The sequence below is a fragment of the Mycobacterium vicinigordonae genome (assembly GCF_013466425.1).
Lineage (GTDB): Bacteria > Actinomycetota > Actinomycetes > Mycobacteriales > Mycobacteriaceae > Mycobacterium > Mycobacterium vicinigordonae.
The window spans coordinates 3,367,419-3,388,352 of the sequence record NZ_CP059165.1; the positions used below are offsets into that span (position 1 = coordinate 3,367,419).

At 63.9% G+C, this 20,934-nt stretch carries 18 protein-coding genes; 8 read left to right on the top strand and 10 right to left on the bottom strand.

Annotated elements, in window-relative coordinates; all coding sequences use genetic code 11:
• Positions 1 to 27: 27 nt before the first annotated feature.
• Entirely contained in the window at positions 28 to 3,690 is a 3,663-nt protein-coding gene (locus H0P51_RS29245) for a PPE family protein (RefSeq protein ID WP_425489053.1), read from the bottom strand.
• Positions 3,691 to 4,473: 783 nt separating this feature from the next.
• Between H0P51_RS29245 and H0P51_RS15240 the strand changes: the two genes are divergently transcribed.
• The 3 genes from H0P51_RS15240 (at position 4,474) to H0P51_RS15250 (ending at position 6,961) form a co-directional block, all read left to right on the top strand.
• Positions 4,474 to 4,986, top strand: coding sequence for a maleylpyruvate isomerase family mycothiol-dependent enzyme (locus H0P51_RS15240; protein ID WP_180913652.1), 513 nt, complete (start codon positions 4,474 to 4,476; stop codon positions 4,984 to 4,986).
• Between the two features lie 77 nt (positions 4,987 to 5,063).
• Positions 5,064 to 5,480, top strand: a complete 417-nt coding sequence (locus H0P51_RS15245; RefSeq protein ID WP_180913653.1) for a hypothetical protein — start codon at positions 5,064 to 5,066, stop codon at positions 5,478 to 5,480.
• Between the two features lie 317 nt (positions 5,481 to 5,797).
• Positions 5,798 to 6,961, top strand: a complete 1,164-nt coding sequence (locus H0P51_RS15250; RefSeq protein WP_180913654.1) for an LLM class flavin-dependent oxidoreductase — start codon at positions 5,798 to 5,800, stop codon at positions 6,959 to 6,961.
• A gap of 17 nt (positions 6,962 to 6,978) precedes the next feature.
• Here H0P51_RS15250 and H0P51_RS15255 read toward each other — a convergent pair whose 3' ends face one another.
• Together H0P51_RS15255 and H0P51_RS15260 are read right to left on the bottom strand one after the other, a co-directional pair.
• The gene (locus H0P51_RS15255; RefSeq protein WP_180913655.1) at positions 6,979 to 7,443 is read right to left on the bottom strand and encodes an SRPBCC family protein; all 465 of its coding nucleotides are present in this window, start codon (positions 7,441 to 7,443) and stop codon (positions 6,979 to 6,981) included.
• Between the two features lie 101 nt (positions 7,444 to 7,544).
• Positions 7,545 to 9,182, bottom strand: coding sequence for an ABC-F family ATP-binding cassette domain-containing protein (locus H0P51_RS15260; protein ID WP_180913656.1), 1,638 nt, complete (start codon positions 9,180 to 9,182; stop codon positions 7,545 to 7,547).
• Positions 9,183 to 9,388: 206 nt separating this feature from the next.
• Here H0P51_RS15260 and lipD point away from each other — a divergent pair, with 206 nt between their 5' ends.
• From lipD to H0P51_RS15275, 3 genes are all read left to right on the top strand, one after another.
• A complete protein-coding gene (gene lipD, locus H0P51_RS15265) occupies positions 9,389 to 10,666 on the top strand; it encodes a lipase LipD (RefSeq protein WP_180913657.1) in 1,278 nt (425 codons plus the stop codon).
• 89 nt (positions 10,667 to 10,755) lie between these two features.
• Positions 10,756 to 12,582 carry a fatty acyl-AMP ligase gene (locus tag H0P51_RS15270; RefSeq protein WP_180913658.1) on the top strand — a complete coding sequence of 609 codons (1,827 nt, stop codon included), beginning with the start codon at positions 10,756 to 10,758 and terminating at the stop codon, positions 12,580 to 12,582.
• Entirely contained in the window at positions 12,572 to 13,348 is a 777-nt protein-coding gene (locus H0P51_RS15275; RefSeq protein ID WP_180913659.1) for a YqjF family protein, read from the top strand. The genes H0P51_RS15270 and H0P51_RS15275 overlap by 11 nt, the downstream gene beginning before the upstream one ends.
• 16 nt (positions 13,349 to 13,364) lie before the next feature.
• On the opposite strand, the gene H0P51_RS15280 is transcribed toward H0P51_RS15275, so the two are convergent.
• The gene (locus tag H0P51_RS15280; RefSeq protein WP_180913660.1) at positions 13,365 to 14,132 is read right to left on the bottom strand and encodes an SDR family oxidoreductase; all 768 of its coding nucleotides are present in this window, start codon (positions 14,130 to 14,132) and stop codon (positions 13,365 to 13,367) included.
• 20 nt (positions 14,133 to 14,152) lie between these two features.
• On the opposite strand from H0P51_RS15280, the gene H0P51_RS15285 reads away from it, so the two are divergent.
• Positions 14,153 to 14,653 carry a nuclear transport factor 2 family protein gene (locus H0P51_RS15285; RefSeq protein ID WP_180913661.1) on the top strand — a complete coding sequence of 167 codons (501 nt, stop codon included), beginning with the start codon at positions 14,153 to 14,155 and terminating at the stop codon, positions 14,651 to 14,653.
• 61 nt (positions 14,654 to 14,714) lie between these two features.
• Here H0P51_RS15285 and H0P51_RS15290 read toward each other — a convergent pair whose 3' ends face one another.
• Both H0P51_RS15290 and H0P51_RS15295 read right to left on the bottom strand, forming a co-directional pair.
• A complete protein-coding gene (locus H0P51_RS15290; RefSeq protein ID WP_180913662.1) occupies positions 14,715 to 15,446 on the bottom strand; it encodes a DJ-1/PfpI family protein in 732 nt (243 codons plus the stop codon).
• A 20-nt stretch (positions 15,447 to 15,466) separates the two neighbouring features.
• Complete coding sequence (locus H0P51_RS15295) at positions 15,467 to 16,417, bottom strand: GlxA family transcriptional regulator (protein WP_180913663.1); 951 nt, start codon at positions 16,415 to 16,417, stop codon at positions 15,467 to 15,469.
• Between the two features lie 130 nt (positions 16,418 to 16,547).
• On the opposite strand from H0P51_RS15295, the gene tpx reads away from it, so the two are divergent.
• Positions 16,548 to 17,045, top strand: coding sequence for a thiol peroxidase (gene tpx, locus H0P51_RS15300; RefSeq protein WP_180913664.1), 498 nt, complete (start codon positions 16,548 to 16,550; stop codon positions 17,043 to 17,045).
• Positions 17,046 to 17,085: 40 nt separating this feature from the next.
• On the opposite strand, the gene H0P51_RS15305 is transcribed toward tpx, so the two are convergent.
• The 4 genes from H0P51_RS15305 to H0P51_RS15320 all read right to left on the bottom strand — a co-directional run bounded on the left by H0P51_RS15305 (position 17,086) and on the right by H0P51_RS15320 (position 20,882).
• Positions 17,086 to 17,229, bottom strand: coding sequence for a hypothetical protein (locus H0P51_RS15305; protein ID WP_180913665.1), 144 nt, complete (start codon positions 17,227 to 17,229; stop codon positions 17,086 to 17,088).
• A gap of 377 nt (positions 17,230 to 17,606) precedes the next feature.
• Entirely contained in the window at positions 17,607 to 18,686 is a 1,080-nt protein-coding gene (locus H0P51_RS15310) for an acyl-CoA dehydrogenase family protein (protein WP_180913666.1), read from the bottom strand.
• A 1-nt stretch (position 18,687) separates the two neighbouring features.
• Complete coding sequence (locus H0P51_RS15315) at positions 18,688 to 19,917, bottom strand: acyl-CoA dehydrogenase (RefSeq protein ID WP_180913667.1); 1,230 nt, start codon at positions 19,915 to 19,917, stop codon at positions 18,688 to 18,690.
• A gap of 14 nt (positions 19,918 to 19,931) precedes the next feature.
• Positions 19,932 to 20,882 carry an enoyl-CoA hydratase gene (locus tag H0P51_RS15320; protein ID WP_180913668.1) on the bottom strand — a complete coding sequence of 317 codons (951 nt, stop codon included), beginning with the start codon at positions 20,880 to 20,882 and terminating at the stop codon, positions 19,932 to 19,934.
• Positions 20,883 to 20,934 lie beyond the last annotated feature (52 nt).

Sequence of the window (20,934 nt, forward strand, 5' to 3'; positions counted from 1 at the left end):
TGGGCGCGAATTACGTTGAGATGAGGCTTATGTCGTTCCCTGGAAGAATAGGCCCGACAGGTTGTTACCGATGTTGGCCAGGCCTGAGACGAAGTTGGTTACTGCTACGCCCAGTGCACCGGTGTTGGCGAAGCCGGAGATGCCGCTGCCAATGTTGTTGAATCCGGAGATCAGGCCGCCGTAGTTCTGAGATCCCGATCCACCGAGCAGGCCCGGTCCGTTGGAGTTCCACCAACCCGACAGACCCGCGCCGTTGTTGGCAAAGCCCGAGTTCCCGCCGATGCCGGAATTGAAGAATCCCGACGATGGATTGACGCTCGAATTCAGGTAGCCCGGTGCCGGGGGGAACGAGATCGAGGCGATAGTCGTGCTCGGCAGGTGGATGCTCGGGATGGTGATCGGTGGTGTGGTGAACGGCGACAAGCCGAACGGAGGAATGCTCAGGGCCGGGGTGGTGAATGCCGCGGTGGTGATGTCGGGCAACGTGAAGCTGCTCAGCCCGATCGGGCCAACCGTCAACGGCGGCGTCGAGAACGCCGGAGTCGTGATATCGGGCAACGTGAAGCTGCTCAACCCAATCGGGCCAACCGTCAACGGCGGCGTCGAGAACGCCGGAGTCGTGATATCGGGCAACGTGAAGCTGCTCAACCCAATCGGGCCAACCGTCAACGGCGGCGTCGAGAACGCCGGAGTCGTGATATCGGGCAACGTGAAGCTGCTCAACCCAATCGGGCCAACCGTCAACGGCGGCGTCGAGAACGCCGGAGTCGTGATATCGGGCAACGTGAAGCTGCTCAACCCAATCGGGCCAACCGTCAACGGCGGCGTCGAGAACGCCGGAGTCGTGATATCGGGCAACGTGAAGCTGCTCAACCCAATCGGGCCAACCGTCAACGGCGGCGTCGAGAACGCCGGAGTCGTGATATCGGGCAACGTGAAGCTGCTCAACCCAATCGGGCCAACCGTCAACGGCGGCGTCGAGAACGCCGGAGTCGTGACACTCGGAAGAGTGAACGCCTGGACCGAAATGGGGTTGATCGTCAAAGGCGGCGTCGAGAACGCCGGAGTCGTGATATTCGGAAGGCTAAATGCTCCCGCCCCGATCGGGTTGATTGTCAACGGCGGCGTGCTGAATGCCGGTGTGGTGATACTCGGGAGGCTAAAGCCAGCCACGCTGATCGGGGACACATTGATACCGGGGATCGTGAAGTCGGGGAGCGTGAAGCCGCCTACCGTGATAGGGGCGGATAGCGAGTACGGATAGATCCTGAGATAGGGCAGGAAGAAATTATCCACCGCGAAAGCACCGCTTATATTAGCGGGTTCGAGGTTAAGCGGCGCCTGCAGCGTAAGTACGTTAGTCCAGTAAGAGAGAGTAAACGGGACAGCAAAGCCGCTAACTTCAATCAAAGGTGTGCTGATGATACTGGACCAGCCGATGCTAGGTAACGTGAATTGGCCAGTCGAAATACCGTTGACATGAATTGACGGCGTACTAATTGCGGGCAGATTGAATCCACCGATCGCGGTGCCCGCCGGAATAGAAATCGATGGCACGCTGATCGCCGGAATGCTCAACGCCGGCAGATTGAACCCGCCCAGGGCCGTGCCCGCCGGAATCGATATCGGCGGCACACTAATCGCGGGAATACCTAACCCGGGCAGCTCGAACCCACCGATCAACGTCCCCGAGGGAAGGGTGAACGACGGCACGTTGATCGCCGGAATGCTCAGCTTGGGCAAGTTGAACGCCCCCAACGCCGTACCCGCCGGAATCGAGATCGGCGGCACGTTGATCGGCGGAATGCTCAACGTCGGCAGATTGAACGCCCCCAACGCCGTACCCGCCGGAATCGAGATCGACGGCACATTCAGCGCCGGAATACTCAACGTCGGCAGATTGAACGCCCCCAACGCCGTACCCGCCGGAATCGAGATCGACGGCACATTCAGCGGCGGAATACTCAACGTCGGCAGATTGAACGCCCCCAACGCCGTACCCGCCGGAATCGAGATCGACGGCACATTCAGCGCCGGAATACTCAACGTCGGCAAGTTGAACGCCCCCAACGCCGTACCCGCCGGAATCGAGATCGACGGCACATTCAGCGCCGGAATACTCAACGTCGGCAAGTTGAACGCCCCCAACGCCGTACCCGCCGGAATCGAGATCGACGGCACATTCAGCGCCGGAATACTCAACGTCGGCAAGTTGAACGCCCCCAACGCCGTACCCGCCGGAATGGAAATCGGCGGCACATTGATCGGCGGAATGCTCAGTGCCGGAAGGTCAAAGCCGGGAATTGAGATGCCGGGTATCTCCAGCGGAGGGAGCGTCAAGTCGGGTGTGGTGATCGCGAATTGGAGGCTGCCCTGTCCGACACCACGATAGAAGATGCCGTTGTTGGCTTGGCCCGTGTTGAAGAGGCCGTTGTTCATGTCACCAAGGTTCCAAAGACCGGTGTTAATGTTGCCGGAATTGAAGAACCCAGTATTGGTGGAGCCGGTGTTGAAGGAGCCAGTGTTCGAGGCTCCCGGATTGAAGTTTCCCATGTTGAAGTTACCGACGTTGAAATTGCCGGTATTTGCATCCCCGACATTCACGGCGCCAGTATTGAACGAGCCGGCATTGAACAAACCCGTGTTACCCGAGCCAGAACTCCAGAAGCCTGTGTTGAAGCTGCCCGAATTCCCAATACCGAAATTGCCGTTGCCCGAGTTGAAGAATCCGATGTTTCCGTTGCCCGAGTTGAACAATCCGATATTGCCGGAGCCCGAGTTCAGTCCGCCAATACCGATCTGCCCCGTACCGTTCAGCCCGAAGCCGATATTGTTGGTACCGGTATTCCCAAAGCCGATATTGCCGGTGCCGATATTTCCGAAACCGAAGTTCCCGTTGCCGAGGTTCGCCAGACCAAAGTTGCCACCGCCCAAGTTGGCGAGGCCAAGATTCCAGGCGCCGGAGTTTCCCCAGCCCAGGTTCATCTCGCCGAGGTTGCCACCACCAAAGTTGCTGTAGCCGAAGTTGCCGTTGCCGACATTGCCGCCACCGAGATTGGCCAACCCGAGGCTAATGGTGAGCAGCCTGCTCGCTGTTAATGCGGGTGTGGCGGCCGCGGCCGGTATGTCCGCGGCCATACCGGCGATCTGGCCGGGAAGGTTGACAAGGCCTTGCAGCGAAGGCGCGAACGGCGCCAGTGCGGAGGCGACCGCCGAGGCGCCGGCGTGGTAAGCCGCCATTGCCGACACGTCGAGCGCCCACATTTCCTCGTAGAGGAACTCGGCGGAGGCGATAGCCGGAGCGTTCTGTCCGAAAATGTTGGACAGCACCAGCGAGACGAACGCCTGCCGGTTGGCGGCCACGAATTCCGGGTGCACCATCGTCGCGCGGACCGCTTCGAACTCGGCAGCCATGGCACCCGCCTGCGCCGCGGATCGCCCTGCCAGCGATGCCGCGGCACTGAGCCATCCCGCATAGGGAGAGGCGGCGGCCGTCATCGCTGCCGCAGCCGGACCCTGCCACGCCCCATTGATCAAATTGGACGTTATAGACCCGAAAGAATTTGCGGCAGTGGCGAGTTCTTCAGCGAGGGCATCCCAGGCCGCCGCGGCGGCCAGCATCGGTTCCGATCCAGCGCCGGCGTAGATGAGGGCCGAGTTGATCTCTGGGGGCAGCACAGCAAAGTTCATTGCCAAGACCTCTTTCAGATTGGCGTGCACCGATAGCAGCTCACGGGAACCCAACCGGCCACCCGGGCCCTTGGTCGCCATCCAGCTGCTGACGTAGCGGTCAAGCTACGGGGTCACCCGCAGACAGAAGTGTCGTACTGATCAGAACGAGATTTAAACGTTACCAAACCGTTATAATTATATAAAGCAAGCTGACTATTTACTTTACAAACGAAAAATGGAGCGCAGGTTCCGGCATTCGTGTCAACGAGCCATAACGGTCGGTACATCGACTTCGTTGCATGCCAATGAATCTCGGCAGCCGCCACCGACCTCGGCCCGCAGAACGGGGATCTTCGGATGCAGACACCTTCCGTCCCATACAAGACTCAGATGTCGCGCAAATAAGTTCGATAAAGCAGGTTTATCGTTTTACCAGAATTCTCTCGAATCGTTCATTTGAGGTGGCACCAGCCGGCGAGAAGATCTCTGACCCAGTAGCCCACTCTGCTGCCGCAGTCCCGACGCCTGTAGTCATGGTCGCTCGGCCCGATGCGAGCGATGCGGAGGCCACCCAAGAGATCGGCCGAATTCCGGAATTCTCGGCGGAGGTGGCCGGTAGGCCAGCAAATCGGTCAACTCCGTACGTGAGTGTCGCTTCAGCCAAAACTATTGCCTCCGCACATGATTCGATCAGAGGACGTCGATCAATCATCAACCCGAACGCGCTCACCTGCATCGCGCCGGATATCACCGTCCTGGAATCGGAAGCCGCCGAAGCCCACGTGCGGCAGGATTACCGGGATGTACGCCAGGCTCGGCGAGTTTCATTTGGCGGTATGCCGGCGGTTCTCGTCGGCGGTGCAAGCCGCAGAAGGAAAGTGGGAGCGAGCCACGCCATGCCCCGACTGGGATGCCCGAGCAATCGTGGAGCATGTGATCGGCTTCCATGATGTGCTGCTGTTGCGCCCACTGGGTTTGAAGCCAGAACGGCCACGTGACGATCCGCGGAAGCGCTGGCAACTCACGTATGAGCGGCTCGAATTGGCCCTTGGGCCTATCGCAGCGCTCGACGAACGGTCCGATCTATTGCCGCGGCTGACCCAGGACGTCCTGATCCACGCGTGGGACCTGGCGCGCGCGGTCGGGGCCGACGACGTTCTCGATCCCGGTTGGTGCCGGCACTTCTTGGACCACCCGCCTGCCGACGCAGCAGCCCTGAGCGCCTCGGGGATGTTCGGGCCGCTCGTCGTGGTAGACCCCGGCAGCAACCCACAGTCGCAGCTGCTCGCTCGGCTCGGCCGTGACCCTCGGTAGAGCAAGTTTCCACCCACGAGTCAGGGGGTATGCGATGCGCGCCCCAATCGAGTCGAGAGTGGAGTTTGGTGAAACTGATGAGATCTGAAGCCAGGACGGCCTTCGCAGTCTTCGGCGGGGGAGCCATGCTGGTTATGGCCGTTGCCTGCGGCCACAATGACAACAAGTCGCCCGGCAGCAGCACCACCCCGACGACTCCGGCGTCGGTTACGTCGACGTCCGCGCCTGCCGGCACTCCTGGACCGTCGGAAACCTCGCCCGCGCCTACGGGACCCAGCGGCACCGGTGGTCCGGGCGGCGGAGGCGGCAGCGTCCCAGGCGGCCCCACCGGTGGCGGTGGACCCAACGGCGGTGGCGGCAGCATTCCCGGCGGCCCCACCGGCGGCGGCGGCCCCGGCGGCGGCAGCGGATCCATTCCGGGTGTTGGCGGAGGTGGTGGCGGACCAGGCGGCGGCGGCGGCTGCGTCGGCAACCTCTGCGGCGGCTTCCCGTGATCGTCCACAGTCGTTGAGTCTGCGTAGTCGAGGGCCGGTAACTACCCGGCCCTCGACTGCTATTTGGTGGGGATTGGTCCTCAGCCCACCGTTCCGGCGAGCATCGTCGTCGGGCTAAGAACACCGGCCCACTCCTCAGCCCACCGTTCCGGCGAGCATCGTCGTCGGGCTAAGAACACCGGCCCACTCCTCAGCCCACCGTTCCGGCGAGCATCGTCGTCGGGCTAAGAACACCGGCCCACTCCTCAGCCCACCGTTCCGGCGAGCATCGTCGTCGGGCTAAAGTTCGGTCAAAGCCGATCGCAAGGGAGACCCCGATGGCCAAGCTCAGGTTCGGGTATTTCATCGCACCATTCCACCGCGCCGGCACCAATCCGACCCTCGCGCTGCAGCGTGACCTGGAGTTCGTCGAACACCTCGACGCGCTCGGCTACGACGAGGCGTGGATCGGCGAACATCATTCGGCAGGCAGCGAGATCATCAGCTCCCCTGAGGTGTTCATCGGCGCAGCGGCGCAGCGCGCCAAGCGAATTCGGTTCGGCACCGGCGTCATCTCGCTGTCGTACCACAACCCGCTGTGGGTCGCGGACCGGCTGATGTTGCTCGACCACCTCACCCACGGCCGCATCATCGGCGGCATGGGACCCGGCTCGCTACCCACCGACTCGTCCATGATCGGGCTAACGCCCACCGACACCCGTGAGCTACTCGAGACCAATCTCGACATCGTGGTCCGTCTGCTGGCGGGGGAGACGGTAAGCGCCAAGACCCCCACCCATCAACTCGTCGACGCCAAGCTGCAATTGGCCCCGTATTCGGATGGCGGAATTCCGCTGGCCGTCGCGGCTGTCGCGTCCCCGACCGGCGCGCGGCTGGCGGGCAAGCACGGCATTGGGCTGTTGTCCATTGGCGCCACCCTGGTGATCGAGGGCTTCGACGCACTCGCCTATCACTGGGGCATAGTGGAGGAGCGCGCCGCGAAATTCGGGACCACCGTCGACCGAAGCAACTGGAGCCTGGTCGGGCCGATGCATATCGCAGAGACTGACGAGCAAGCTCGCGCCGACGTGAAATTCGGTATCGAGCCGTGGTTCCGCTACTTCCAGAAGATCGCCGCCTTCCCGCAAATGACCATGCCGGGCGACCATCTCGACGAAATGATCGACATGATCAACGCGAACGGCGCCGGGGTCATCGGCACCCCCGAACGCGCCCGCGAACAGGTACAGCGGCTGTGGGAACAATCCGGCGGCTTCGGTTGCATGCTGCAAATGGGCCACGAGTGGGCCAACCCCGCGGCAACCCGGCGTTCGGCAGAACTGTTTGCCGCGGAAGTGATTCCGCATTTCCAGGGCCAGGCCCAGCCAACTTTGGACGCTGCGGGGCGAGCCGGTCAGATGCGCGACGACCTGGCCGCGACCCAAATAGAGGCCATAGAGCACATGACAAAGAAGTACCAGGACGAGGTTGGCGCGAATTAGCGTTGCGCGGCAACGGGTTAAACTTTTGCGGCCTCGCGCTCAGCCGCCTGCACCAGCTTGCCGGCGAAAAACTTGACCGCACCGCCCATCGCCGCCTTTGCCGCGGCACCGGTGCCGCGGGCCTTCTCGGTGAACGACCCACTCCAGCGGATGTCGGTGCCCCCGGAGGCGGTCGGGGTCAAGACAACCTCGCCGAAATAGTCGTTGACGGGCTGGCGCGGACCCACCAGCTTGTACTTGTGCCGTCGGTCCTGTTCGTACTCGACGGTCTCCTCCTGCACGAACACTGGAAACATGCCGAGCTTGCGAACGGCGCCGACGCCTCCGGGGGCCGGGTCGCCCTCGCGAGCCCAGCTGGATTGCACGACGATCGGCTTGGCCCAGTCTTTCCAGTTGGCACCATCGGCCACCAGGCGGAACACGATCTCGGGCGGTGCGCTGGTGGTCTTATTGACCTCGAAAGAGAACGTGCGTCCCGTCATGGCTGACTCCCCAATATGCCGACTGCCCGAGTTGGTGCTGCCGGGTACCCTACCGCGCAGCGTCCGAGTGTTCGGTCGCGGTACCTGACCTGCGCAGATGATCAGGTCCGAGTCGCGATGACCCGGAGTCGTCCACCCTCCAGCAACAGCCGCCGATCGAGGTCCAGTTCGTGCAGGAACCGCTCGTCGTGGCTGACGATCACGAGTGCGCCTTGGTAGGCGGTCAGCGCACTCTGTAGTTGCGCGACGCTCGGTAAGTCCAGGTTGTTGGTGGGTTCGTCGAGCAACAGCAGCTGCGGAGGTGGTTCGGCACTGAGCAGACAGGCCAGGGTCGCCCGCAACAGCTCGCCGCCGGAGAGCGTGCCGACAGTCTGGTGTGCCCCCGGACCGGGGAAGAGAAAGCGCGCCAGCCGCGTCATGCGGTCGGCTTGGGACATTGCGGGTGCGTACGCGGCGAGGTTCTCGGCGACGGTCTGCTCCATGCTCAGGACATCCTGCCGCTGCGGCAGGTAGCCGACCGGACCGAACACCGCACGAGAGCCCTGCACGGCAACCTGGCCGCTGATCGCCCGCAGCAAGGTGGATTTGCCGGCGCCGTTGGGGCCGGTCAGCGCGATCCGCTCGGGACCGCGAATCACCAGGTCGACGCCCGGCTCGGCAAATAAGGGTGTCCCGTCAAGCAAAATCTGGATACCTGAGCCGGCAAAGACTGTGCGGCCGGCCGGCACCTGGGTATCGGGCAAATCGACGACGAGGACCGGTTCAGCCCGCAGCTCACGTTCAACCTCGTCGACTCGCGCGGAGGCGGCTTCGATGCGGGCCGTGTGCGTCTGGTATGCCCGGCCCGCAGATTCTTGGGCGCTGCTCTGTCGTTTGTCGAGTAGCGCCTTGGGCAGGCCAAGGTCTCGGCGATTTCGCACCGCGTTTCGGTTCCGTCGAGCGGCACGTTCGCGAGCGCTCTGCCTGGCCCGTTTCTGCCGTTCCAAGTCGAGTTCGGCATTGCGCAGTCCCTGCCGAGCGACCTCCCGATCCCGCTCTACCACCCTCTCGTAGAATGTGAAATCGCCGCCGTACAAACGGATCTCGTCGACCCGCAACTCTGCGATTCGATCCATGCGGTCCAGTAGCGAGCGGTCGTGGCTGGCCAGCACCAGGCAACCGGTGTAACCGTCGAGCACCCGGTAGAGGCGCTGCCGCTGGTCCACGTCGAGGTTGTTGGTGGGCTCATCGAGCACCAGCACATCGGGTCGGCGCAGAAGCTGTGCCGCCAAACCCAGTGCAACGATCTCGCCGCCGGAAATGGTCCGTAACGGACGATCCAGTGCGAGATGGCCGAGGCCGACACGTTCCAATTCGACGCCAACCCGCTCGCCGACATTCCAGTCGTCACCGATCGCAGTGAACACCTCGTCGCGGACGTCTCCGGCATCCAGCGCGTCCAGTGCCGCCAAAACCGGTGCAACGCCCAGCACTTCGGCCACGGATAGATTCGAGGAAGGCTCCGCGGCGAACGGCAGGCGCTGCGGTAGATAACCGAGCACTCCATGCACCGACACGACTCCTTGATCGGGTAGCAGGCGCCCGGCGATCAGTTCCAGCAGCGTGGTCTTGCCCGCACCGTTGGGTGCGACAAGGCCGGTGCGGCCGGTGTCGAAAGTGAACGACATGTGCTCAAGCACTCGGGTGCCGTCGGGCCAGGAGAACGACAGGTTGGAACAGACGACGCGGGCGTCAGACATGGGCGAGCCCTTCGAGGACGAAGTGATGCGAGAAACCGGTGCGAGCCGAAGCTCACGCTGAGATGCCGCTGCTCCTGTCCATGGCTGTATTCCTAACAGCCCCGCTGAGTACCCGCAAACGATTTTTGGCGCCGTCGCCGGCGATCGCATCGGAAAATCGTCATTCCGGTGCGATGAGCACGGTGGTGGCTGTAATCATTCACGTTATGGCGCAATCGTCTCTTCTCACCACCGACAACGGCTTACCTTCTGGCGTTCAAGGTGCATGCGATCCGCATTTCCTGAACGTCATCCGCGCGTTCGCCGGGCTGTATCCGGGACGCAAGTTCGGCGGCGGGGCGCTGTCCGTTTACGTCGAGGGCCGTCAAGTGGTCGACGTGTGGACGGGATATGCCGACCGCAAGGGCGAGGTGCCGTGGACCGCCGACACCGGGGCCATGGTGTTCTCGGCCACAAAAGGCTTGGCGGCCACTATCATTCACCTTCTCGTCGACCGCGGCCTGCTGTCCTACGACGCACCGGTCGCCGACTACTGGCCGGAGTTCGGCGTGAACGGCAAGTCCGAGATCACGGTCAGCGATATGTTGCGGCACCGCGCCGGCCTGTCGCATCTCAAAGGTGTCGACAAGGACACCATCATGGATCACCTGCTGATGGAGAAGCGACTCGCCGCGGCGACGGCGGGCCGCGCCCACGGCAAAATGGCCTACCACGCGATCACCTACGGGTGGTTGCTGTCGGGCCTCGCCCGCGCGGTGACCGGCAAAGGGATGCGCGAGCTGTTCCGCGAAGAGCTGGCCAGACCGCTAAACACCGACGGTCTCCATCTCGGCCGCCCGCCGGGCGGCTGTCCGACGACGGCGGCGCAGACCTTACTGCCACAAGCCAAGATTCCGACACCGCTGCTGGACTTCATCGCTCCGAAGGTGGCTGGGCTGTCGTTTTCCGGGCTGCTCGGCTCGATCTACTTCCCCGGCATCATGTCGATGCTGCAGGACGACATGCCGTTCCTGGACGGCGAACTGCCGGCAGTCAACGGCGTGGTGACGGCCCGCGCGCTGGCCAAGACCTACGCGGTGCTGGCCAACGACGGCGTCATCGACGACACCCGGCTGCTGTCCTCGGAGGCGGTAGCCGGAATGAAGGGAAAGTCCGAGTTCTGGCCGGATCTGAACCTGGGTCTTCCTTTCACCTATCACCAGGGCTACCAATCTTCGCCCGTACCGGGCTTTTTGGAGGGTTACGGTCACATCGGACTGGGCGGCACGGTCGGGTGGGCGGACCCGGAGACTGGCAGTGCGTTCGGTTATGTGCACAACCGCCTATTGACGTTGCTGTTGTTCGACGTCGGATCCTTCGCCGGCCTGGCCCCGTTGCTCACCAGCGCCGTCTCGGCTGCGCGCAGGGACGGCCCCGTGCAGGTGCCGCATTTCGGTTCGGCCTACCACGACCCGGATCACCACGAGCCCGCGGCCGGCGAATAGTCGTCGTTTTAGCCCCCGACCCTTGACGGTGTCGGGGACCACACCGTTGCTTATCCGGTTCGGCAGGCACCGGTTTATAGACTGCGCGTATGAATGGCGGTGCCGGGTCGAGACCTGCGGTGCGCGACGGCCTGCTGCAAATCGAGGATTGCCTCGGCGTCGACGGAAACATCGTATTGCCGCCGGATACCACCTTGATCTCGTTGATCGACCGCAACATCAGATGCGTAGGCGACACAGTCGCCTATCGTTTCCTGGACCACAGTGGGGCGGGGGAGGGCCGCGCCAAGGAAGTTACGTGGGCCCAGTTCGGAGTCCGGCTGCGTGCCGTCGGCGCACGTGTTCAGCAACTCGCTGGCCCGGGGGAGCGGGTTGCGGTCCTGGCACCGCAGAGCATCGACTGGGTGGTCGGCTACTACGCGGCGATCAAGGCGGGCACGATTGCGGTGCCACTGTTCGCCCCTGAACTGCCTGGACATGCCGAGCGCCTCGAAACGGCGCTGCGCGATTCGCAACCAGCGGTGGTCCTGACCACGACCGCGGCCAAACGCGCCATCGAAGACTTTCTGGGCACACTTCCGCGGCTGAACCAGCCGCACGTCCTGGTCATCGACGAGATTCCCGACGCGGCCGCCGACCGGTTCTCCGCTACCCACCTGGACATGGACGCAGTCTCGTATCTGCAGTACACCTCGGGTGCCACGCGACCGCCGATCGGCGTGGAGATCACCCACCGCGCAGTCGCCACCAACCTGGTCCAGATGATCCTGTCGATCGACCTGTTGAACCGGAACACCCACGGAGTCAGCTGGTTGCCGCTGTATCACGACATGGGGTTGTCGATGATCGGCTTCCCGACGGTGTACGGCGGTCATACCACATTGATGTCGCCGACGGCATTCGTGCGCCGACCGCTGCGCTGGATACAAGCCCTGTCGGAGGGTTCGCGGACCGGGCGAGTGGTCACCGCCGCGCCGAACTTCGCCTACGAGTGGGCGGCCCAGCGCGGCCTGCCGGCATCCGGCGACGACGTCGACCTCGGCAATGTCATCCTGATCATCGGTTCCGAGCCGGTCAGCATCGATGCGGTGACGTCATTCAATAATGCGTTCGCGCCCTTCGGATTACCGCGTACCGCGTTCAAGCCGTCCTATGGCATCGCCGAGGCGACCCTGATGATCGCCACCATCGACCACGCCGCCGAGACATCGGTCATCCACTTGGACCGCGAGCGGCTGGGTGCTGGATACGCAGTGCGGGTGAGCGCTGAGGACCCCACCGCCGTAGTGCAGGTGTCGTGCGGCCAGGTGGCTCGCAGCCTGTGGGCCGTGGTGGTGGACCCTGACACCGGAACCGAGCTGCCGGACGGCCGGGTCGGTGAAGTGTGGTTGCAGGGCAACAACGTTGGGCGCGGATATTGGGGGCGGCCCGAGGAAACGAAGCTGACGTTTGGCGCCAAGTTGGGGGTAACGCGCGATGCCGGCAGTCACGCGGTCGGCGCCGACCTCGACGGCGACTGGCTGCGTACCGGCGACCTGGCCGTGTACCTCGACGGCGAGCTGTACATCACCGGCCGGATCGCCGACCTGGTGACCATCGACGGACGAAACCACTATCCGCAAGACATAGAGGCTACCGTCGCCGAGGCCTCGCCGATGGTGCGCCGCGGATATGTCACCGCTTTCGCGTCGCCGGACGGTTTGGTGGTGATCGCTGAGCGCGCCACCGGCACCAGTCGCAGCGACCCAGAGCCGGCCAAGAACGCCATCCGTGCGGCAGTGCTTGCCAGACACAGGGTTTCGGTTGCCGACGTGCGTTTCTTGCCGGCCGGCGCCATCCCACGCACCACCAGCGGCAAGCTCGCTCGGGTCGCCTGCCGCGCCACATACCTGGACGGCACCCTGGGTGTGCACTGATAATCACAATCCCGCCGCAGCAGATCCCGGCGACGCTGCGGAGTTATCGGGCTATCCCGTTACACCGCCGGCGCTCCCGCGCCCGGTCACCTTCGATCAGCACTGGGCCGACCTGACCTTCGTGCACTGGCCGGTGCACCCGGAGAGCATCGCTCATATGTACCCGTCGGGCACCCGCCCCGACGTGTTCGCCGACGGGATGACCTATGTCGGTCTGATCCCGTTCGCGATGTCCTACACCAAAGTCGGCTCCGCAGTGCCGCTTCCGTATTTCGGGCGGTTCCTGGAGACGAACGTGCGACTGTACTCGGTCGACGCCGCCGGGCACCACGGCGTACTGTTCCGGTCGCTGGAAACCGCTCGGCTAGCGGTGGTACCCGTTACCAGGATCGGCCTCGGCGTCCCGTACACCTGGGCGAAAATGCGAATGTCCAAGTCCAGCAACGAGATTACATATCACAGCATTCGCCGCTGGCCTCGGCGCGGGCTGCGCACTCTGATGACGGTCACCGTCGGCGACGTGGTCACGCCTACCCCCTTGGAGGTGTGGCTGACCGCGCGCTGGGGCGCACATACCCGCAAGGCGGGCCAAACCTGGTGGATTCCCAACGAACATGTGCAATGGCCGCTGCAGGTGGCGGAGGTCCACGAACTGCACGACGAACTGGTGGAGGCGGCCGGCGTGCACCGCTGCGGTAACCGGCTGCGCGCACTCTATTCGCCTGGCGTACGAACCTACTTCGGCAGACCCTGCCTTATTCACTAATGTCGCGCGGTCGAACTCACGGCAGGCAGTAACCACCGTCGATCACCAAGTCGGAGCCGGTCATGTAACTGGATGCCGCGCTGGCCAGATACAAATAGAGGCCGGTGAGTTCTTCGGACCGGCCGATGCGTCCCAGCGGGATTTTGGGCTCCCACAGCCGGTGATACTGTGCGAGCGGTTCGACTAGCTCGGTCATAATGTAGCCCGGGCTGATGCTGTTGACCCGGATGCCGTGCGGCGCGAACTCCACCGCCATGGCCTTGGTCAGGTGAATCACGGCCGCCTTGGACGTGCAGTAGTGGCCCACCTGCTGCGGAATGTTGACTATGCGACCCGACATCGATGCGGTGGTGATGATCGACCCACCCCGCCCCTGCCCGACCATCGCCTTGGCCGCTGCCTGCGCGGTGAGGAAGACGCCGATGACATTGGTGTTCTGGACGCGCTCGAACTCCTCGAGCGGCATATCCAGCAGCGGGGTGACCGAGACGATGCCGGCGTTGCAGACCGCGATATCGATGCCGCCCAACTGCTCGGTCGCCCGGGCGACCATAGCGGTCACCTGGTCCTGCCGGGTGACGTCGCAGGCAATCGGGACGGCCCTGCCACCTGCCGCGGCAATCTCCTCAGCCAACACCTCCAAAGTATCCAAGTTCCTTGCGGCAATGGCTAATTCGGCTCCGGCTTCGACATAAGCCAGGGCAACACTCCTACCGATACCGCTGGACGCCCCAGTCACTAGGGCCCGCTTGCCGCGCAGGTCGAACAGCTCCATGACGCTCATAGGTTCTAGTGTGTCCGTTTATGGGCAAGTTCTCCAAAGCTGAGATCGAAGAAGCCGTTAAGCACTACACCACCGTTGTCGAGGGGTGCTCCGCCTCCGGCGACTGGCGCCCGTTCGCTGACCTGTTCACCGAAGACGTCGTCTACACCGAACACCACTATGGTGTTTTCCACGGCCGCGAGGCGGTGCGGGAGTGGATCGTCGATGTCATGGCACCGTTTCCACACATGCGGTTTCCTTCGGACTGGACGGCCTACGACGAGGACAACGACGCTGTCGTCGTCATGATCAGGAACTTGCTCGACCATCCCACCGATCCGGACGGCGAGCCATTCTGGTTCCCGAACTGGACCCGGCTGGTCTACGCCGGCGACGGCCTGTTCTCGTCCGAGGAAGACATTTACAACCCGAATCGCGACGCGCCGCGAGTGGTGGGTGCCTGGCTGCGCGCGGGCGGCAAGCTCGCCACGGATACCGTCCCGCAGCCCCGTGGCGATCACCAGCGCGACACTGCGCCGTGATGCCGAGGGGGATATGTACTTGCTCTTAACGCTTTTCGCGCATCGGCTCCACGTTCGGCGACTAGGCCAGTTGGCGCTTGCGTCGGGCCGGGCGGGCCGCCGCCAGGGCCCGCTCCCAGGCCAGTAGCGTGACGGACTTCAGGGTTGCCGGCGTGACGCTGTCCTTCGACAGCAATGCAGTGGCAGCAGCTTTGGTGGCGGGCGAGGCCTTGGACATGTGCCCAGAGTCGAACGGCGGCTGCGGGTCGTACTCGATGGCCAACTGGATCGCCTTCGCCCGGCCTTCACCGCCGATCTGACCGGCCAGCCAAATTGCCAGGTCGAGGCCCGCGGATACCCCGGCGCTGGTAATAACGCTGCCTTCGCGCACAATTCGCTCATCGCCGACGGGCGTGGCGCCGAACATCTTCAGCGCTTGCAGACAGATCCAGTGCGACGTGGCACGTTTGTCCTGTAGCAGACCGGCCGCGGCCAAAATCACCGATCCCGAGCACACCGACGTCGTCCAGCTGGCGGTCCGGTGCGCCTGACGCAGCCAGTCGAGCAGCTTCTCGTCGCGGGCGTGGACCGGCGTGGCCGGCCCCCCGGGCACCAGAATCACGTCGGGAGCGGGTGTTTCGGCCAACGAATGTGTCGCGCCGAGCACCAGCACACCGGAGTCCGCGGTGATCGGCCCGGATTCGTGCCAGACGAACCGCACATCGGCGTCCGGCAGCTGCCGCAGGACTTCGTAGGGGCCAATCATGTCCAGGGCGGTGAAGCCCGGGTAGGCCACAAACGCGATTTGCGTCATCACTATCCTCTCTAGCCTGTCTAGGCGAAGACGTTGCGGTACTGGTCCGGCGGGATGCCGACCCGACGAATGAAGTTGCGCCGCATGGTTTCCGCAGTGCCGAAGCCGCAGCGCGACGCGATGGCGACGACGGTGTCGTCAGTCTCTTCCAGCTGACGGCGCGCGGCCTCGGTGCGGATCCGTTCCACGTACTGGCCGGGCGCCTCGCCCACCTCCTCGGTGAATACCCGGGTGAAATGCCGCGGGCTCATCGCCGCGCGTCGCGCCAGATCCTCGATGCTGTGTGCCCCGCCGGGCTCGGACTCGATGGCTTCCTGCACGTGGCGAATCGGGGTTCGCTTGGCGCGGGGCATCCATACCGGCGCGGCGAACTGCGTTTGACCGCCGGGCCGGCGCAGGTAGAGCACCAGCCAGCGGGCCACCGTCTGGGCCACCTCGGTGCCGTGGTCGTCCTCGACCAGTGCGAGGGCGAGGTCGATACCGGCGGTGACGCCGGCGGCCGTCCACACTTGTTCGCTGCTGCGGATGAAGATCGGGTCCGGGTCGACCTCGATGTCCGGGAATTCGCTGGCCAACCGTTCTGCGAAGGCCCAGTGGGTGGTTACGCGAAGGCCCTCGAGCAACCCCGCTTCGGCGGCCAGAAATGCACCCGTGCAGACGCTGACCACGCGGCGCGCGGAGGGTGCGATCGTCCTGATCCAATTCAAGAACTGCGTGTCGGTTCGCGCCTCGTTCACACCGGCGCCGCCGGGCAGGACGACGGTGTCGATCCCGTCACTAGGGTCGGGCAGCGAGGTGGCGACGAAGCCCAGACCTCCCGGGGTGGTGATGGGTTGCGCATCGCGCGATGCCACCACCACCTCATAATTGCCCTCGGTCAGCAGCGACGCTCCGGTGAAGACTTCGTAGGGGCCCACCAGGTCGAGCCCCTGCACGCCGGGGAAGCCGGCGATCACTACTTTGCGTGCCATTTGGACAGTCTCTGCCCGCCGCAACATGTCGTCTACGCCAGGTATCCCACAAATTAGGACAAACGCAGCTTGGATCCGGTTTAGCGGACCTGGTCGACGACCGCGATTCGGGCGTTGGCAGACTGTGTACATGGCACAGATAACCTTGCGTGGAAATGCGATCAACACAGTCGGCGAGCTTCCCGCGGTCGGGTCCCCAGCCCCCGCCTTCACCTTGACGGGCGGCGATCTGAGCCCGCTCAGCAACGAGCAGTTCACGGGTAAGCCGGTGTTGCTGAACATCTTTCCGTCCATAGATACCCCCGTATGCGCGTCCAGTGTGCGCAAGTTCAACGAGCGAGCCGGCGCGAGCGGTGCATCGGTGGTATGCGTCTCCAAGGATCTGCCGTTCGCCCAGATGCGGTTCTGCGGCGCCGAGGGCTTGGAGAATGTGGCGGTAGCATCGGCGTTTCGCGACAGTTTCGGCGAGGACTATGGCGTCACGCTGGTCGACGGGCCGATGGCCGGATTGCTGGCGCGGGCCGTCGTGGTGATCGGTGCGGACGGCAAGGTCGCCTACACCGAGCTGGTGCCCGAGATTGCCCAGGAGCCGGATTACGACGCGGCATTGGCCGCGCTGGCCGGATAAACCTCGGTCCACCGTTCGGGCCCCGTCACAAGTTGGGCTTTCAGCGGACCACCACGTCGGTGGCGCGCGGCTGGAGGGGCTGCCCGGCATCGACCGGGCAGCCTGCCAGCATCATCGCTCCCATCGCCGTAATCAGCGCCGCCAGTGCCACGCGGACCGCCAGGATTCTGTGTCTATCCGTCATCATGCGCTCCTTGCATTGGCCTTGATGCCGAAATGCTATCGGTGTGGTAGCCGATTGGGGAATATCTCCTTTTCGAGAAGGCTATCCAGCGATTTAATTTCATGGCGCTCAAGGGGAGGAGCGCCTGACCCCCGCTGAAATACGTTGTTATGCAGTGCTTCTCATCTGCCATTTGAGCCAGATGCGCTTTGTCGACCCGGTTGACACTACTAAAATTGTTCGGCACTTTGGCGCCCTTGTGTCAACTCTTCAAAACTTTTCGATGCAAGGCACCCAAAATTTCTCGCTGCCCCGAACACCGCAAAGACACTGATAATCCGGTACGCGTCAGAAGCGGAATACCAACACTTCGCGGTCGTTTCCTGACAGCCTGTCAGCTATAAGCCTGCCCGGTCGGCAAGTAGTGCCCGGTTCGCCGCGGTACTGCCAAACAAGGCCTCGCTGGTCTTTGCCCGGCGAAAATAGCGGTGCAGGTTGTGCTCCCAGGTGAAGGCGATCCCGCCGTGAATCTGGATCGCGGATTCGACGCACCGGACGAAGGTCTCCGCCGCCTGGGCTTTCGCCAAGGGTGCGGCGACGCTCAAATCGTCGTCGTCGGCGGCACTCATCGCCGCGAACATCACCGCCGCACGGGTAGCGTCAACCTCGATCATCATGTCTGCGCAGAGGTGCTTGATCGCCTGAAACGAGCCGATGGCACGACCGAATTGCCTTCGGCTGCAGGCGTATTCGACGGTGCGCTCAAGGCAGGCCTCGGCACCGCCGAGCATCTCGGCGGCCAATAGCACCCGAGCAGTGTCCAGTACCCGCTCGAGGCCAGTGATGCTGCTCGCGGCCAAGAGTTCCGCCCGGACCCTGTTCAACCGCAACCTCGCCACGGGCCGGGTGGTGTCGAACGACGGCAGCCGCTCCGCGACGATACCCGAGGCGTCAGCTGCTACTACGTACAAACGCACTGTCCCTCGGTCGGCCGCCGGCACTACGAACACGTTGGCGACGTGGCCGTGTAGTACGGGTGCGCACTCACCGGTCAGCACACTGTGGCGACCGCTGTGGTCAGCTCGTACGGTTGCGCTCGTCGCTGCGTTGGGACCGCAGGCGGCGAACGCTGCGATCAGTTCGCCGCCGAGCAGGCCGGCGAGGAGGTCTTTGCGCTGTTCGGAGTCTCCCGCGCGCAGGACCGCAGCTATCGCAAAGATGTGGGTGGCGAACGGAACTGGTGCCAGTGATCGTCCAAGCTCATCGAACGCTATCGCGGTCTCGACGAGCGTTGCGCCCGCACCGCCAAACTCCGCCGGGACGTGCAAGCCGGGCAGTTCCATCTCGGTGCTCAGCCGCTTCCAGAGCTTGGGGTCGTGACCGTTGGCCCAGTCAGCGGGCTGCGGGGTGTCCTCGCGCAGTAGACCGCGCAGCGATGCGCGGAAATCGTCTTGTTCGGTGCTATACCGAAAATCCATCTCAGTGCGCCGCCTCGGGTCGGGGCTCACGGGGCAGACCCAGCAGTTGCTCGCCGATCACATTGCGCTGGATCTGTGAGCTGCCCGCGTAGATCGTTGCCGCACGGGAATAGAGCAATTCGTCCATCCAGCACGAAGGCGAATTAGGTGTGCCCGCCTCGGGGACCACCCGCGCGCCGCCGTTGCCCGGCCCAGACGGACTCAGGAGTTCGAGTCCGAGGATCTCGACTGCCAGATCGGTGTAACGGCGGAAGTATTCACTCCAGATGACCTTGCTGATGGCGGCATCCGCGCCGGGCGACGCTCCATGTAGTGCCGACGTCAGGGCACGGTAGCCGCGGTATCGCATGATTTGGACGCGGGAATAGCACCACGCCAACTCGTTTCGGATTCGCGGTTCGCTGTTCAGTGCGTGTTGATCGGCAAGTTCGCATAGCCGCCGTAGGTCGCGCCCGAATTCGATGGCGGCCGTGGTGATCTGAAATCCGCGTTCGAAACCCAGCAGGGTCATGGCCGTTCGCCACCCGCATCCAACACCACCCAGCACGTTGCCGGCCACGGCCCGGGCCTCGGTCAGAAAAACCTCGTTGAACGAGGAATGGCCGGCCGCGTTGACGATCGGCCGGACCACCACGCCGGGTTGGTTCATCGGCACCAGCAGCATCGACAGCGCCCGATGCTTCGGTGCGTCGGGGTCGGTGCGCGCCAGCAGGAAGATCCAGTTCGCGGTCGACCCAGCCGACGTCCAGACCTTCTGTCCGTTGATCACCCATTCGCCCGCCTCGAGCACCGCCCTGGTTCGCACGGACGCCAGATCGGAACCGGCCTCGGGTTCGGAGAATCCCTGGCACCAGCGGTCCTCGCCGGACAGAATGCGCGGCAGCAAGTGCCGCTTCTGCTCCGCTGTGCCCAGCGCGATGACGGTGTTGCCCAGCAGCTCGATTCCGAAGAGATCGTTCTCCGAGCGCTCCGGCGCACCGGCGCGGGCGAACTCCTCGGCGAGCACCAACTGCTCGACGGGTGATAGTCCGCCGCCGCCATACTCTTTCGGCCAGCACACGGCTACCAGGCCGTTCTGGGTCAACGCCCGTCGCCACCTTCGCGCGAACGCGTCCCGGTGTCTAGGCGTGAGTGCCCCGGGTCCCGACCAGTCAGCCGGCAGGTGTTCGGCCAGGAAGGCCCGGGTCCGGTCACGAAACGCTTCCGCTTCAAACGGGTAAGTAATATCCACGCTCGACACCGGCCTCAGGGGCGTTGCTTGAGCGCGGGCAGGATCGCGGGCGCGTCCCGCCAGTCGTCGAGGCCGTACTCGACTGTCCCATAGGACAACTTTCCACCGGTCACCTCGGACCAATGCGCATGATTGAGCTGATGGATCTTGAAGCACCCGTCGAGTGCTGTCGAGAACCCCATTGCATCGACGGTCTGGTTAACCGACTCCTTGATCAGCAAGGCCGCCATCGTCGGCATCTTGGCGATCCGGCACGCGAACTCGACTGTGCTGTCCGCAAGTTCGCCATCCGGAAAGACCTTGCTGACCATTCCCAGTGCGTGGGCTTCGTCGGCGCCGATCGAGTCGCCGGTCAACAGCAGCTCCTTGGCCTTACGCGGACCGAACTCCCACGGATGGCCGAAGTACTCGACGCCGCACATGCCCAGGCGGGTGCCCACCACGTCCGCGAAGACGGTGGTCTCGCCCGCCACGATCAAGTCGCAGCACCACGCGAGCATCAGCCCCGCTGACAGGACATTTCCGTGCACCTGCGCGATGGTGATCTTGCGCAGATTGCGCCACCGCCTGGTGTTCTCGAAGTAGTAGTGCCATTCCTGTCGGTTGCGGGATTCCACTCCGCCGTAGCTGCCGCCGTTGCACTGGTAGGTCGGGTGCTGGCCGGGCCCTGGCGTGCGTTCGCGGACGTCGTCCGCCGAGCCCAGGTCGTGCCCCGCCGAGAAGGTCGGTCCCGAGCCGCGCAGGATGACCACCCGCACCGTGTCGTCGGCCTCCGCGAAATCGAACGCTATCCCCAACTCCACGAGTAGCCCACGCGTCTGGGCATTGCGTTGACTAGGGCGCTCAAGGGTGATTACCGCGATCAGGCCCTCGGCGATCGTCTCGTATTTGAGGAACGAGAACGCTTTCTCCGAACGCTGGCCGTTGGACACGCGTCCGGCCGAACCGGCCCCGATGGCACTCATGATGGCTCCTTGCTGCCCAGGAACGGGTGACCCGTGCGAGGCTACCCGGCGA